Origin of the sequence: Paenarthrobacter sp. NPDC089307 (assembly GCF_040685055.1) — a bacterium.
Lineage (GTDB): Bacteria > Actinomycetota > Actinomycetes > Actinomycetales > Micrococcaceae > Arthrobacter.
On sequence record NZ_JBFBHE010000002.1, the window covers coordinates 640,565 to 653,777 of the forward strand.

14 protein-coding genes and 1 tRNA gene are annotated in these 13,213 nt (G+C 64.8%); 9 read left to right on the forward strand and 6 right to left on the reverse strand.

Features of this window, described 5'->3' with window-relative positions; genetic code table 11:
- Positions 1 to 45: 45 nt before the first annotated feature.
- From AB0N72_RS06810 to AB0N72_RS06820, 3 genes are all read right to left on the reverse strand, one after another.
- Positions 46 to 228, reverse strand: a complete 183-nt coding sequence (locus tag AB0N72_RS06810; RefSeq protein ID WP_363930206.1) for a peptidase — start codon at positions 226 to 228, stop codon at positions 46 to 48.
- 39 nt (positions 229 to 267) lie between these two features.
- A complete protein-coding gene (locus AB0N72_RS06815) occupies positions 268 to 1,557 on the reverse strand; it encodes a choice-of-anchor G family protein (RefSeq protein ID WP_363930207.1) in 1,290 nt (429 codons plus the stop codon).
- A 143-nt stretch (positions 1,558 to 1,700) separates the two neighbouring features.
- Positions 1,701 to 2,546, reverse strand: coding sequence for an inositol monophosphatase family protein (locus AB0N72_RS06820; RefSeq protein WP_363930208.1), 846 nt, complete (start codon positions 2,544 to 2,546; stop codon positions 1,701 to 1,703).
- Between the two features lie 33 nt (positions 2,547 to 2,579).
- Here AB0N72_RS06820 and AB0N72_RS06825 point away from each other — a divergent pair, with 33 nt between their 5' ends.
- The 4 genes from AB0N72_RS06825 (at position 2,580) to AB0N72_RS06840 (ending at position 6,066) form a co-directional block, all read left to right on the forward strand.
- Positions 2,580 to 3,200 carry a hypothetical protein gene (locus tag AB0N72_RS06825; RefSeq protein WP_363930209.1) on the forward strand — a complete coding sequence of 207 codons (621 nt, stop codon included), beginning with the start codon at positions 2,580 to 2,582 and terminating at the stop codon, positions 3,198 to 3,200.
- Between the two features lie 141 nt (positions 3,201 to 3,341).
- Positions 3,342 to 4,193, forward strand: coding sequence for a hypothetical protein (locus AB0N72_RS06830; RefSeq protein WP_363930210.1), 852 nt, complete (start codon positions 3,342 to 3,344; stop codon positions 4,191 to 4,193).
- Entirely contained in the window at positions 4,190 to 5,644 is a 1,455-nt protein-coding gene (locus AB0N72_RS06835; RefSeq protein ID WP_363930211.1) for a hypothetical protein, read from the forward strand. The genes AB0N72_RS06830 and AB0N72_RS06835 overlap by 4 nt, the downstream gene beginning before the upstream one ends.
- Before the next feature lie 2 nt (positions 5,645 to 5,646).
- Positions 5,647 to 6,066, forward strand: coding sequence for a hypothetical protein (locus AB0N72_RS06840; RefSeq protein WP_363930212.1), 420 nt, complete (start codon positions 5,647 to 5,649; stop codon positions 6,064 to 6,066).
- On the opposite strand, the gene AB0N72_RS06845 is transcribed toward AB0N72_RS06840, so the two are convergent.
- Positions 6,053 to 6,835: a hypothetical protein gene (locus tag AB0N72_RS06845; protein WP_363930213.1), complete on the reverse strand. Its 783-nt coding sequence runs from the start codon at positions 6,833 to 6,835 to the stop codon at positions 6,053 to 6,055. The two genes, AB0N72_RS06840 and AB0N72_RS06845, sit on opposite strands and share 14 nt — an antisense overlap.
- Positions 6,836 to 6,942: 107 nt before the next feature.
- Between AB0N72_RS06845 and AB0N72_RS06850 the strand changes: the two genes are divergently transcribed.
- The 3 genes from AB0N72_RS06850 to AB0N72_RS06860 all read left to right on the forward strand — a co-directional run bounded on the left by AB0N72_RS06850 (position 6,943) and on the right by AB0N72_RS06860 (position 7,873).
- Positions 6,943 to 7,015, forward strand: a tRNA-Arg gene (locus tag AB0N72_RS06850).
- Position 7,016: 1 nt separating this feature from the next.
- Positions 7,017 to 7,475, forward strand: coding sequence for a DUF6314 family protein (locus AB0N72_RS06855; RefSeq protein ID WP_363930214.1), 459 nt, complete (start codon positions 7,017 to 7,019; stop codon positions 7,473 to 7,475).
- A complete protein-coding gene (locus AB0N72_RS06860) occupies positions 7,472 to 7,873 on the forward strand; it encodes an NUDIX domain-containing protein (protein ID WP_363930348.1) in 402 nt (133 codons plus the stop codon). Before AB0N72_RS06855 ends, AB0N72_RS06860 begins: the two co-directional genes overlap by 4 nt.
- A gap of 57 nt (positions 7,874 to 7,930) precedes the next feature.
- Here the strand turns inward: AB0N72_RS06860 and AB0N72_RS06865 are convergent, their stop codons facing one another.
- Both AB0N72_RS06865 and AB0N72_RS06870 read right to left on the reverse strand, forming a co-directional pair.
- Entirely contained in the window at positions 7,931 to 9,844 is a 1,914-nt protein-coding gene (locus tag AB0N72_RS06865) for an ABC transporter ATP-binding protein (RefSeq protein WP_363930215.1), read from the reverse strand.
- Between the two features lie 3 nt (positions 9,845 to 9,847).
- Positions 9,848 to 11,509 carry an ABC-F family ATP-binding cassette domain-containing protein gene (locus AB0N72_RS06870; protein WP_363930216.1) on the reverse strand — a complete coding sequence of 554 codons (1,662 nt, stop codon included), beginning with the start codon at positions 11,507 to 11,509 and terminating at the stop codon, positions 9,848 to 9,850.
- Positions 11,510 to 11,718: 209 nt separating this feature from the next.
- Here AB0N72_RS06870 and AB0N72_RS06875 point away from each other — a divergent pair, with 209 nt between their 5' ends.
- Together AB0N72_RS06875 and AB0N72_RS06880 are read left to right on the forward strand one after the other, a co-directional pair.
- Positions 11,719 to 12,441: a hypothetical protein gene (locus AB0N72_RS06875; RefSeq protein ID WP_363930217.1), complete on the forward strand. Its 723-nt coding sequence runs from the start codon at positions 11,719 to 11,721 to the stop codon at positions 12,439 to 12,441.
- Complete coding sequence (locus AB0N72_RS06880) at positions 12,438 to 13,145, forward strand: hypothetical protein (protein WP_363930218.1); 708 nt, start codon at positions 12,438 to 12,440, stop codon at positions 13,143 to 13,145. Before AB0N72_RS06875 ends, AB0N72_RS06880 begins: the two co-directional genes overlap by 4 nt.
- Positions 13,146 to 13,213 lie beyond the last annotated feature (68 nt).

Sequence of the window (13,213 nt, forward strand, 5' to 3'; positions counted from 1 at the left end):
ATGGGGTGGCGGGACGGCCCGGAAAGAGCCGCCCCGCCGATGGTATTACGAGTTGGGATCTGCTCCCCGCTTTGCGGCTTTGAGCCTGCTGTTGCGCAGGACCACAAAACCGGTAATCAGCAGGGCAACCCCCACCAGGATGACCCAACCGAGGGTTGGGGCACCGGTGACAGCCAGCGTGGTACCACCTGCGGCCGTGCCGCCTGCAGTCCAGTTATTGCCGTACATTGAATGTTCTCCTTTCGCCGTTGCTGATCGCCGGGGCGATCAGGCAGCGGCTGCCGCTGTGCGGCGGCGTGAGCGGACGAACAGCCAGGTGAGCAGTGCCAGGAGGGCCACCCCACCGCTGATGGCCATGGTGTCGGCGTTGACCAGCGGGATCGCCGCTGCGTCAAGGTTCGGTCCAACAGTTGCGTTGGCCAGGTTGACAGTGGCGATGGAGCCACCGGCAACAGCGATCTGCAGGGCGCGCTGGGTGAAGGCGCCCGACGGTGCGGTTTCCTGGACGTTGACCTTGGCCGAAACCAGGGCCGTCAGGGCGGTGCTCAGAGGAGCCACGACGCTGGAAGCGACTGCACTGGTCACACCGTTCAAGGTGGAGGTCAGGACAGCCAGGGCAGGACCAGCGGTGAGCTGGGCGATCGGCCCGAGGCCGTTCACTGCAGCCGTGGCGGTGGCCAGGGTGCTGCTGACAACCGAGGTCAGCTTGTTGGCAACAGCCTGGGGCAGGAACGAGATCAGGTCGGTCCCGGCCGGCAGGGAGTTCAGGTCTGCTACGCCGGCAACGGCCAGCAGGTCTGCCTCGGTGATGGAGATGGTGCCGCCGGCTACCGGGTTGGCCACCGTGACGCCCAAGGGGGTCAGGACGGCGTTGGCCGTGTTGATTGCCGTGGTGATGGTGCCTGCGACTCCGCCGATGACCGTGCCGCCAACTTCAGCGGAAACGCCGGCCACTGCATAGGCACCCTGCGGTGCTGCGCCCTGGTCCTTCTTCGCGGCTGCCGCGAGCGTCTCAACCTGGAGGTTCACGTTGACCAGGTCAGTGCCGCCGAGGATGGCAGCAGTGCCGAGGTTGATGCGGGCCGCCGGGATGGAGGGGTCGCCGGATGCCGGCAGGCCACCGGGCAGGGTCACCAGGCCGGGAGCGCCGCTCACGGTACCGGAGAATGCTTCCGAGGAACCATCGTTGACTGCCTTGCCGTACTGGCTGACAGCACCAACCTGGATGATGCCGTTGTTCTGGAGCAGCGGAATATTGCCCGCGCCCACGTTGACGACGCCGAAGACTGCGCTGAGGTCCAGCGGGTCGCTGGCTTCAATGACTGCCGGGCCGGACGGCGGGGTGCCGATCTGCTGGGCAGTTGCTGCTCCGTTGGATGCCAGGCCGGCAAAGTTCGGAAGCGCCAGGACAGAACCGTCGATGATCTGTCCGCTGCCCACCGAAATGACGTCGGTGGGTGCTGCGTTTGCGGCCGGCGCGGCCACGAGGCCGATTGCCAAGGCCGATACGGCTGTGACGCCCACGGCTGTGGGCCACAGCTTGTTCTTGCTGTTCAAGTATTCCCCCTTGCGAACGCTGCAGCACAGGGCTGTTCTGCAGCTGAGACTGTGGGGGCAGACGCCCCCCGCTGCAAAATAACAAGGAGATTGGGGGCAAGCGTGCGGGGGTACCCGAACGGGTTAACCGGCCTTCTGGAGGGTCAGGCGAACTGCGGAACCGAGGTCAGGGCGGCACCCAACTCGCGGACCGCCGTCGGGCTTCCGGCAACGAACCAATTCATTCCGTTGACCTTGACGACGGCGGTGTCCCCACCGGCGGCGCGGACGATCGCCTTGCCGGGGAGCCAGTCCCATTCAGGGCAACTGTGCTGGAACCAGCAGCCGAGTTCACCGTCGGCCACCCGGCCGAGGTCGCACGAACCGGAGCCGAACATCCGCAAGGACGCAGCGGTGATGGCGGCGGCGTGCCATGGCATGGCGGTGCGGGGATCTGCGAGCCAGGTGGGGTGGATGTAGGTGGCTGCGGAGATTTCAGCTACGGAGACATCCCCGGAACCGGAAATGGGCTCCCCGTTGAGCGTGGCCGCCTGGTCTTCTCCGCCCAGCCACAGCTTGTCCAGCTCGGGCTGGTAGATGGCGCCAAGGATCACCGAGGGGTCCACCACCGGATTGCCTCCGTGGTCTGCGTCATCACGTTTCAGGGCAATGGCCGAGCACCAGTACGTGGAGCCGTGCAGGAAGTTGTAGGTCCCGTCCACGGGATCGATCACCCAGGTCCGGCCGCTGGTCCCTGCCACGGATGCACCCTCTTCGCCCAGGATGCCGTCCTCTGGCCGGCAGCGCCGCAACTGGTCCAGGACGTAAGCCTCGGCTGCGTGGTCAGCGGCGGTGACGACGTCGGAAATGGACGTTTTGCGTTCACCTTGCAGCCCGCCCATCCGCATGAGCAGCGCCAGCTGCCCTGCTTCCCGGACCAGGGCGCTGGCCAGTTGGTAGTCGTCAAGTGAAGGATCGAGTTCAGTTGCGGTGTGCCTGCCGGTGGTCATGGGTCCAGCTTATGTGGCGGGATAATGAATGACATGGCCAAGACACCAGCGCAGCGCATCAAGAAGCACGGAGCAAAGGCAGTGGTTCCCGATCACACGCTGCCTCCCGTGATCAACAACACCACGCAGCGCACGCCGCAGAAGGCACAGAGCAACTCCAAGCTGATCGTGATCGCGGGCGTGGTGGCCAGCTTGTTCCTCTTCTGGTACCTGCACTTGCTGACCCTGAACCAGATGACGCAGCTCTCAGGCGGGCTTGCGATGCCTGACTCCCTGATCGGCGGCTTCTCCCAGGACTACGTTGCCAAGTTGCGCGCAGCCATGGACGAGTCGGCACGTGGCCAGCTCAACTACGTCCACAAGACTGCCGGAACGCTGTTCCCGCTGATCTTCGGCTTCAGCTGGCTCCTGCTCATCGGCACCAACGTGGCGCGCAAGTCCTGGCGCTGGGCCATGTGGGCCGCTCCCCTGCTTTTCGCTGTGGCCCACTTGTGGTCCAACGTCGCCATTGATTCGGTGCTGGCCGCAGAAACGCCCGACGCCGGTTCGGTCGCCGTGGCGTCGGCGGTCACCGTTGCTTCCTGGGTACTTTTCCTGCTGAGCCTTGTCTGCGGCGTGGTTGCCGTCTTCCTCGGAAAAAAGCGGGCCACCTGAGCCAGGCAGCGTGGGCCCGAGCGGCCTGATCCCCCGCCGGACCCGTCCGGGGGCACTTCTCCCCATTCCGCCCCAGACCCCGCCCCGATACTGTGAGCCGTGCCGCCAGGTTCCGGCGTGCGGAGTGTATTGGGGGCATTCATGGGAGAAATTCGAGCCGATTCCAGGCTAAACATCGTTCAGGTCAGCGGTCTGGCCTGGGCAGCAACGTGCCGCAAAGCAGCCCAAACGATGCTCAGCGGCGAGGACGCAGACCCGGCCGCCCGTCAGTCCTCCTTGCAGGCACAGGGTGACATCAGTCCGGAAATCGCGGAGGAACTCCTTCGTGCCGGCATCCTCGACGCCCACGGCGTGATGTCACAGCAATGGGTGCTCGCAGTCTTCCTTGCCGCGTCCGCACCGCTGAAAGCCTCCAGTGTGGTCCAGTTTGAGGACACGGAGCGGCTTGAGGAGACGGAGCAGTTAACAGGCACCCTGCTGTCGGTCCACACTGACATCGGGCTGGCCGGAGGTCGGGGCGTCGGCGTCTCGTACCGCCGACGCAGCAGCCACGAAGCGGGCGGTGCGCCGGTGACGGAAGTCCGCAACGCCGTCGAGGTTTGCTTCTTCCAGGAGGAAAATGCCTGGGCGGCCATCAGCCGCCATTTTCCGGACCCCACACTTATACCTGGCTCCCCTCCCAACCCTCCACAGCCCACCGCAGCCAACATCGGATGCACCATCCACCTCGATGTTTCGGCAATTCCCTCCGGCACGGCACAAGGTTCCGGATACGTGCGCCGGCACACCTGGGGCGTAACCGACCATCTCTACTCCGTTGAACCAGCCCACGGAGTTGAACCGGCCCGCGGAGTTGAACCAGCCGGCGGAGAAGGTCCCACCGCATCGTTGGTGCCAGTTCCCGCCACAGACATCGCAAGCGAGTTCGCATGGTCCCTTCTGGGCGCCCGTGAATACCTTGCCAGCATCGGCGCAGGGAGCGTGCCCGCATGAGCCTGCATGGAATGGACGTCGAAGGCGGGCGGCGCCTCAGCAAGGAGTTTGCCCGGAGCAGCCAGCGGTTGTTGGACTTGAGCGGCAGCCTCACTCCCCTTATTGCCACGGTGGACTGGCACGGCGAGGACGGGCAACGGTTCACCAACGACTGGAAGGCTTACCGGAGCCAACTCGTCGCGGTCGGGCATGCGCTCGATGCCGCCTCACGCGCCGTGCAACGAAATGTTGACGAGCAGCTGGCCGCCAGCGCCGCGTCGGGTGCGTCCGCAGGAACTTCCGCCCTTGAACGGCTGTTGGACGCCACCGCCGAGGATGCCGGCGGCTTGTGGGACACGTTCGGCAAGGTCACCAGCGTGCTGGCCGGTACCGCCTCGACCATGTGGCATCTCGCCCAGGACCTGGCGCCGCTGCCTGTCGGAAACCTCATGGACGCCGAAGAGAACCATGCCACCCGGTACGGCGACCTGGTGAACATGGGCTGGGGCTGGCTGACCTCAGGCGAACCGCCATCAATCACCCAGATGGTGTCCAACGGGGTGCTTTTTGTGGCGTCAACGTGGAATGCGGCTGCCACGGTTACAAGTTTCGGCTTCCATAACCCGCATCTCCTTGATGACGGCAGGCCCGTGGCCGGGAATCCGATTCCCCTGACAGTGGGAAAGCCAGGGGAAGCTGACGCCAACGGCCGTGCAGTCACGCCGGTGCCGTCAACTCTCAGCGCGATCCTGGCCACCACTGATGCCGCGTACGCCGACGCCGGAATGGCTGGCACCGAAGATACCGGGATCCGGATCACTGCGGTGGACAAACCAGGCGCGCCTCCGGCCTACATCATCAGCATTCCAGGCACGACGCGGTGGATGCCCGACGGTGCGGCCAACGCCACTGACCTCACGGGGAACCTCGAACTCGCCGGCGGCAACTTGTCCACCGCCGCAGAGGCAGTCCGTATTGCCATGGAGAAGGCCGGCATTCCGCAGGACGCCCCCGTCCTGCTGACCGGGCACTCCCAGGGCGGCATGATTGCCACGGCGTTGGCCTCGGACAGCAGTTTCACGGAGAGGTTCAACGTGACCAACGTCGTCACCTACGGGTCGCCGGTGGACTCGGCCCCCATCCCGTCTTCCATCGATGTCCTGGCGCTCCAGCACGCCGGTGACCCCGTCCCCCAAGTGGACCTGGCCGACGCCACCATCCTGCCCGGCGTCGGGGTCTCCGTGAGCCGGGACAACAACGCCGTGGTGGTGACGCTGCCGAATCCTGACACCGATCCCGGGTTCGCGGGCATCAGCTACCACGATTCATATCGCTATGTTGACTCGGTTGCCCGGATGGAGGGAGACGGCCCCATCAACCAGTACAGTCAAAAGGATTCCACCCAACAATTCCTGACCAATGACGCCAGCCAGGTGTCGTCCACCGTGTCCAACATTTCCCGAAAGCAGTGACCGTGAGCAAACTTCCCAGGCCCGTGGCATCGGCCTTGATCATTGGGCTGATCATCCTTGGCATCACGGCGTGTGGCGTAGGTGGACCATCAAAGGCGGAGCGGCTCGGCAAGGACATGCAGGAGGCCGCGACGTCGGTGCCGGGAGTCCAAGGGGCCGATGTCCACGTGAACATGAATACGTCCGGAAACTTCATCACCGCCAAGCTCACAGGGACGGGAACCGACCAAGCCGCGCTTGCAGAGGCCCTGGACAAGGCCTTGCCCGCGATGCTCGGGAAAACCAAGGAACTGAACTCCGGGTCCCTCTCGGTAAGTATCTTCTCCCCGGACGACTCCATATCCGTCGGGGCAGGGTACCTGGGCTACACCGGTGGGACGTCGCTGGTGGAGTTCCGCGAGTACTTCCTCAACCGGCCCTGAGCGCCTTGCGTTCGGTGTGCACGCGCTGGGCGATCACCATGCCCGCCGTTGCCAGCCCAATGGTCACCGGATAGCCCATCAGCCGTTCCAAGGTCCCGGGCGCAGGGACGTCCATCGCTGTGATCCCGCCGATCACAAGCGCCCCCAGGCACACCAGCGCGCAGGCTGCCAGAAACCAGCTCACAGGCGTTTGCCGGAACCAGAGAATGGCCAGCAGTAGCAGTGCAAACCCTCCCCCGATGAAGAACATGAGGGCACCGGCGAAGTGCCACGGCGAGCCCAGGTCTTCGGGAACCAGGCCGACGACAACCGTGCCAACCCCGGCAACGCCAGTGAGTATGCGGATGGATACGGCCAGGATCCACGGCACGGTCAGTACAAGCTTTGGCGCCGCATTATCCTCCGCAGCCCGGAAGCGCCTGGCTTGAACGCCCGGCCTCGCGGCCACGCACAGAAGCCCTGCAGTCAGGAAGAGGGCACCCAGGATCAGGGCAAGGCCCTGGACTACGAAGGAGGCATTCATCAGCCAATGCAAGGGAGAACAGACAGCCCTGTCCTCGTAGACGCCACAGGACACCGCTCCCAGGTCACTGATGAATCCGGTGGCACGGCTGTAAGGCGCAGGGCCCGCCCACGCCTCGATGACAGCGGCTTCGGCAACGAAATACTGCACGACGCTCAGCTGCGCCCAGCCACCGATGTTCGCCCGGAGGCTCCGCACGTTGGGTAGGAACGATCCGGCCGGCGCCGTAGTCAAGTGCCCGTTCATGCTCGCCAGCCTAGCGGTGTTCGGGGAGGGCCCCCGCAGCTTGTATGCTTGTAGTCGTGTCCGGGCCCTCGAGCTCCAGCAGTGGGATTCAAAGCGTGGACATACAGGCCCTCGTAGCTCAGTGGATAGAGCACGGCTCTCCTAAAGCCGGTGTCGTTGGTTCGATTCCAATCGAGGGCACTTGAAGCATCAGCAGCCCACCCCGGACCTGCGGGCCTATCTGGCCGGCAGCTGGGTAGTGGAGCGGGTCCTCCTGGACCGGGCGTCAGGCACCCAAGGCTCCTTCACCGGCGTCGTGCGCTACCAGCAGAACCCCGACGGCGGCCTCGACTACCGTGAAGACGGAACAATGCAGTGGCCCACCCACTCCGGCCCGGCATTCCGTGAATACGTCCTGAAGCCGGGCTCCGGACCGGAAACCATGGACGTGTTCTTCCCCGACGGCCGGCCCTTCCACGTCATGGGCTTCTCGGCGCAACGCCACCAGGACAAGCACTGGTGCGACCCCGACGAATACCGCGTGAACTACGTGTGGGAAGGCCCGGATTCGTTCTCCTTCACGTGGGACGTGCGCGGCCCCGCCAAGGACTTGCTGCTTGAGTCGCATCTGACCCGAATCGCTGCCGGGAGGCAAGAATAATGGACCTTATAGTGGTCAGCGCCGTGTGCGTCTACAACCAGGACGGCCATCTCCTGACCGTACGCAAGCGCGGCACGGACAAGTTCTTGCACCCCGGTGGCAAGCCGGAGCCCGGCGAAACCGCCGCCGAGGCCGCATCCCGGGAGCTGCTGGAGGAAGTGGGAATCGAGGTATCCGCGGAGCACCTGGAGCCGTTGGGCGTGTGGCTGGCGGTGGCTGCGAACGAGGACGCCACCAACATCGAGGCCACGGTCTTCACTGCCCCGGGCACGTGGGAAGCGCACCCCTCCGCGGAAATCGCGGAAATCCGCTGGCTCGACCTCCGCGCGCCGCTGCCGGGAGACCTCGCGCCGCTGCTGACGGAGCACGTCCTTCCAGCCCTCGCAGCACCCAACTGAGTCGCAGTTAAGGCCGTTTTGAGCGCTCAAAACGACGTTAACTGCGACCTACTTGGGTCAGAGCTCCGGGACCGCTTCCTGCGCCACTGCCGTGGCCTCTGCGAACTGTGTTTGGTAAAGCTCCGCGTAGCGGCCATCGGCTGCCAGCAGCTCGGTGTGGGTACCGCGCTCCACAATCCTGCCGTCTTCAACCACCAGGATCGCGTCAGCGGCACGGATGGTGGACAGGCGGTGCGCAATCACGACGGCGGTACGCCCCTCGAGTGCCTCGCCCAAGGCCGCCTGCACGGCGGCTTCGTTGGTGGAGTCCAGCGCTGCCGTAGCTTCGTCCAGGATCACCACCCGCGGCTGCTTGATGAGCAAGCGCGCGATGGTGAGGCGTTGGCGCTCCCCGCCGGAAAGCCGATAGCCGCGCTCCCCCACCACAGTCTCCAAACCGTCAGGCAGGGACCGGATCATCGGCTCCAGGCGTGCACGGCGGAGCACATCCCACATGTCTTCCTCAGAAGCGTCAGGCCGGGCCAGGCGCAGGTTCGAAGCGATGGTTTCATGGAACAGGTGGCCATCCTGGGTCACCATGCCCAAGGTGTCGCGCAACGAGTCGAAGCTGATGTCGCGTACATCCACGCCGGTCCGGGGTCCATGGCCGCCCAGGCGCACGGCACCGGAGTCGACGTCGTACAGGCGGGAGAGCAACTGGGCGATGGTTGACTTGCCGGCACCGGAAGAACCCACCAGGGCCACAGTCTGGCCTGGTTCCACCCGGAAACTGACCCCGTGCAGGACTTCCTCGCCACCGCGGGTATCCAACGTGGACACTTCCTCCAGCGATGCCAGGGAAACTTTGTCCGCCGACGGGTAGGAGAAGCGGACGTCGTCGAATTCCACCGCCACAGGGCCGGGAGCAACCGTGACGGCGTCCGGCTTTTCAGTGATGAGCGGCTTGAGGTCCAGGATCTCGAAGACCCGCTCGAAGCTGACCAGGGCGCTCATGATTTCCACGCGGGCGTTGGACAGCGCGGTCAACGGAGCGTAGAGGCGCGTCAACAGGAGCGCCAGGACCACGACGTCGCCGGGAGCGAGTTGCCCTCCGATGGCCAGCCAACCGCCCAGGCCGTACACCAGGGCCAGGGCAAGTGCGGAAACCAATGTCAGGGCTGTAACGAAGGTGAACTGCAGCATGGCGGTCCGGATGCCGATATCCCGCACCCGGCCTGCCCTGGCGGCGAACTCACGCGATTCCTCGTCCGGACGGCCGAAGAGTTTCACCAACGTGGCTCCGGGGGCAGAGAAGCGCTCCGTCATCTGGGTGCCCATGGCTGCGTTGTGGGCGGCTGCTTCGCGGCGGAGATCGGCCAGCTTTGAGCCCATGCGGCGTGCAGGGATCAGGAAGATCGGCAGCAACACCATGGCCAGCACGGTCACCAGCCAGGAAGTGTTGAGCATCACGGCCAGGGTCAGCGCCAACGCCACCACGTTGCTGACCACTCCGGACAGGGTGCCGGCAAAGGCGGACTGTGCGCCGATGACATCATTGTTCAAACGGCTCACCAAGGCACCTGTCCGGGTCCTGGTGAAGAACGCAATTGGCATCCGCTGCACGTGGTCGAATACGCGGGTCCGCAGGTCCACGATGACGCCTTCGCCAATGATGGAGGACAACCACCGCGTCAGCAGGCCCACTCCGGCCTCGCCAACAGCAACGATCGCAATGAGGACGGCCAGCCAGACCACAGTTCCCACGCCCGCGTTGGCAATGATGGCGTCCACCACCTGCCCGGCGAGCACCGGGGTAGCCACGGCAAGCACCGCTCCGGCGATGGAAGCGATCACAAAGGCAATGAGCTTGCCCTTGTGCGGCGCGGCGAACGCCAGGACCCGCTTCAGGGTTTCCTTGGAGAACGGTTTGGAGCCGCTCTTGGCAGTGGTGATGTTGTATAGCGAGCTCCAGGCCACGCGGTCCATGCTCATTGGTTACTTCTCCTGGCTTGGGGTGTGATGGAGCTCCTGGACCTGCCCATTGTCCAGGTGCCAGCGCGAATCGAGTCGAACGTTTTCCAGCAGCCGCCGGTCGTGGGTGACCAGCAGGAGCGCGCCTTCATAGCTTTCCAAGGCCTCTTCGAGCTGCTCGATCGCAGGAAGATCCAAATGGTTGGTGGGCTCGTCCAGCACCAGCAGGTTCACGCCGCGGGCCTGCAACAAGGCGAGCGCTGCCCGGGTCCGCTCTCCCGGGGACAACGAATCCACGGTCCGTGAGGTGTGGTCCGCCTTGAGGCCGAACTTTGCCAGGAGGGTACGGACGTCGGCGCTGTTCCAGTCCACCAGCACCGCTTCCACCGCGTCACCCAGCTGCTGGCCGCCGTCGAGCAGTCCGCGCGCCTGGTCGATTTCGCCGATGGCAACGGACGCTCCCATGGAGGCCTCGCCGTCGTCCGGTCGTTGCGTCCCCAGCAGCAGGCGCAGCAGCGTGGACTTGCCGGCGCCGTTCGGTCCGGTGATGCCGATCCGCTCCCCACCGTTGAGTTGGAGGTTAACCGGTCCCAGCGTGAAGTCGCCTTGCCGGGCCACGACGTTGCGGAGGGTTGCGACGACGGCACTGGAGCGGGGTGCCTGGCCGATGCTGAACTGCAGCTGCCACTCCTTGCGGGGCTCCTCCACCTCAGTGAGCCGGGCGATGCGGGACTCCATCTGGCGGACCTTCTGGGCCTGCTTCTCGGAGGATTCGGTGCTGGCGGCACGGCGGATTTTGTCGTTGTCCGGGTTTTTCTTCATGGCATTCCGGACACCCTGGGAGCTCCACTCCCGCTGGGTGCGCGCCCGGGAGAGGAGGTCCGCCTTTGTGCTGGCGAATTCCTCGTACCGCTCGCGGGCATGGCGTTTGGCTACCGCCCGCTCTTCCAGGAACGCTTCGTAACCGCCGTCGTAGACAGCCACCGAGTTCTGCGCCAGGTCCAGTTCCACGACCGTGGTGACGCAGCGGGCCAGGAACTCGCGGTCGTGGGAGACCAGGACCACGCCGCCGCGCAGACCCTGGACGAACGCCTCAAGCCGGGCGAGTCCGTCGAGGTCGAGGTCGTTGGTGGGCTCATCGAGGAGGACGACGTCGAAGCGGCTCAGCAGGAGCGCGGCGAGCGCCACGCGTGCTGCCTGGCCACCGGAGAGCCCGGTCATCAGGGCGTCCACCCCAAGTTCCAAGCCAAGGTCAGCCAGGACAGCGGGAATACGGTCTTCCAGGTCCGCCGCGCCGGAGGCCATCCAGCGCTCAAAGGCAACGGAGTAGGCATCGTCTGCACCGGGGGCACCTGAGCCAAGGGCTTCGGCGGTGGACTCCATTTCGGTGGTCGCCTGGGCGCAGCCGGTGCGGCGGGCTATGTAGCCGGCGATGGTCTCCCCCGCGGTACGCTCGTGTTCCTGCGGCAGCCAGCCCACGAAAGCGTCCGACGGCGCCAGGCTGAGGCTTCCTTCCTGCGGCTGGTCGACACCGGCCAGGATGCGGAGCAGCGTTGATTTTCCGGCACCGTTGGCTCCCACCACGCCCACCACATCGCCGGGCGCTACGGTCAGGGACAGTTTGGAAAAAAGTGTGCGGTGGCCATGACCACCGGCAAGTTCCTTGGCCACCAAGGTTGCAGTCATTTGTCTATCCTCCAGCAAGGGAACGCAGATCGTCAGGCCGCGATTCCCGCGGGCATGGAAAAACCCGCTGGTCCGGACTTGGGGGGTGTACGGACCAGCGGGTTCAATCATCAAGCATAATTCAATGTGGCGTCGGCGTAAAATCGATCTGTACTCCCACTTACCGCACCTTGTTGGTATGCCGCGCGTCACATCACAGAGAGTTCCCCATGCCCTTACCGTCCAAGGCGTTCCAGCGCTGGCTACACGGCGTTGCGCCCGAAGCCAGCACGGCGGACGTCTGCAGGATCGCCGGCATCAAGCGAACAACCCTGGCCCAACAGCTGGTCCGTGGCAAGGTGGCCGAGTCCACACTGGTCAGTATCAGCCGGGGATTCAACCTCAACCCCGTGCAGGAGCTGTCCACTTTTGAGCTGTACTCCGATCTCCGGGGCGAGCCTGTTCCGCCGACCGGCTGCGAACTGGTGAGCCAGGTTGCCACCATCGACCTCCTGCGGGCCGTGGTGGAACGCAGCGAGCCCGGCTCCGCGCCCGCGGCTCCCCTTTCGGAACCACCGCACCCTACGTCGGTGCGCAACTGGGTGGACGCAATCGACGACGGCGAGTTGCGGCACCGGGTCAGCGCCACCACCGGCATTGCTCCCCAGAATTTTTCGGCGCACCTGACCGCCAACCGGCTTCCACCGGAACTGGCGATCGCCACGTCCCGTGCGGCCGGCGTCGGGCCCGCGGGAGGGCTGGTGGCCGGAGGGCTGATCACCGAAGCCGAAGCCGGATGGCCACCCAACGCCCGCCGCGAGGCTTTGGACAGGATGTCCCAGAGCGCACTGGTGACCCTTGCCGGTGAGCGGCTGCTGGCCTTGGGAAAGACCCTTCGCCGCCAAGAACAAGACCACGAACGAACTGAACGAATTTGGGAGAACCTCGGATGACGGCTGTCCTGCCCTGGGTCACGCTGGTAGTTTGCCTCGCGATCACCATCGCACGGATTCCGAGCGCGCTGCGCGGAGAGAACCGCGTGGTCTTCTATATTTTTTCGCTGATCTCGCTGAGTATTTTCATCAGCATAGAAGCTCCCTACCTCGTCATTGACGGCTGGCTGGGCGGGATGAACATCGGCAACCTCATTCTGCGCTTCCTCCTGTATGCCACGTTCTTCTTCATGGGCATCAAGATCGCTGCGGCTTTCGGCTCCCGATCAGCCGTGCGCGCCATCCGTGGTCCAATCGGCATCACGGTTGCCGTGATCGTGGCTTTGCTGACGATCTACTTTTTCCTCATCACCGACACCCGGGGCTCGTCGGCCGGAATGAGCGGGCTGGTGTGGGGGCCTTCACTGGAGGCTTATGCGTTCATGGGCCGCTTCTATCCAGGGTTCGTTGCCGCCTGCCTGGTTCCTGCCATCTGGCGCACCGTGGCCAGCCAGGCGCCCGTGCTGCTGCGCGTCGCCTCGGGGCTGCTGCTTTTGGGACTTTCGTTGCTTTTGTTGTCCCAGCTTTTTCCGCTGATTCCTTTTTCGGAGGCTTGGCTGCGTGTGCTGATCAACTACTCGGCGGCCTTGTTCACGTGCATCGGATTGGCCGGCATCTGGTTCTCGAAAGCTTTCGCGCGTCGAAAACAACGTCTCTCGGCGTAAGACTTTCACAAAAGCATTAGATCGTGGCACAATCATGAATGTGTGAATGAGGTTGCAGCCTGACACCG

Coding starts and splice junctions, on each gene's coding strand:
- AB0N72_RS06810 (WP_363930206.1), bottom strand. CDS start 228: ATGTACGGCAATAACTGGACTGCAGGCGGCACGGCCGCAGGTGGTACC.
- AB0N72_RS06820 (WP_363930208.1), bottom strand. CDS start 2,546: ATGACCACCGGCAGGCACACCGCAACTGAACTCGATCCTTCACTTGAC.
- AB0N72_RS06825 (WP_363930209.1), top strand. CDS start 2,580: ATGGCCAAGACACCAGCGCAGCGCATCAAGAAGCACGGAGCAAAGGCA.
- AB0N72_RS06830 (WP_363930210.1), top strand. CDS start 3,342: ATGGGAGAAATTCGAGCCGATTCCAGGCTAAACATCGTTCAGGTCAGC.
- AB0N72_RS06835 (WP_363930211.1), top strand. CDS start 4,190: ATGAGCCTGCATGGAATGGACGTCGAAGGCGGGCGGCGCCTCAGCAAG.
- AB0N72_RS06845 (WP_363930213.1), bottom strand. CDS start 6,835: ATGAACGGGCACTTGACTACGGCGCCGGCCGGATCGTTCCTACCCAAC.
- AB0N72_RS06865 (WP_363930215.1), bottom strand. CDS start 9,844: ATGAGCATGGACCGCGTGGCCTGGAGCTCGCTATACAACATCACCACT.
- AB0N72_RS06870 (WP_363930216.1), bottom strand. CDS start 11,509: ATGACTGCAACCTTGGTGGCCAAGGAACTTGCCGGTGGTCATGGCCAC.
- AB0N72_RS06875 (WP_363930217.1), top strand. CDS start 11,719: ATGCCCTTACCGTCCAAGGCGTTCCAGCGCTGGCTACACGGCGTTGCG.
- AB0N72_RS06880 (WP_363930218.1), top strand. CDS start 12,438: ATGACGGCTGTCCTGCCCTGGGTCACGCTGGTAGTTTGCCTCGCGATC.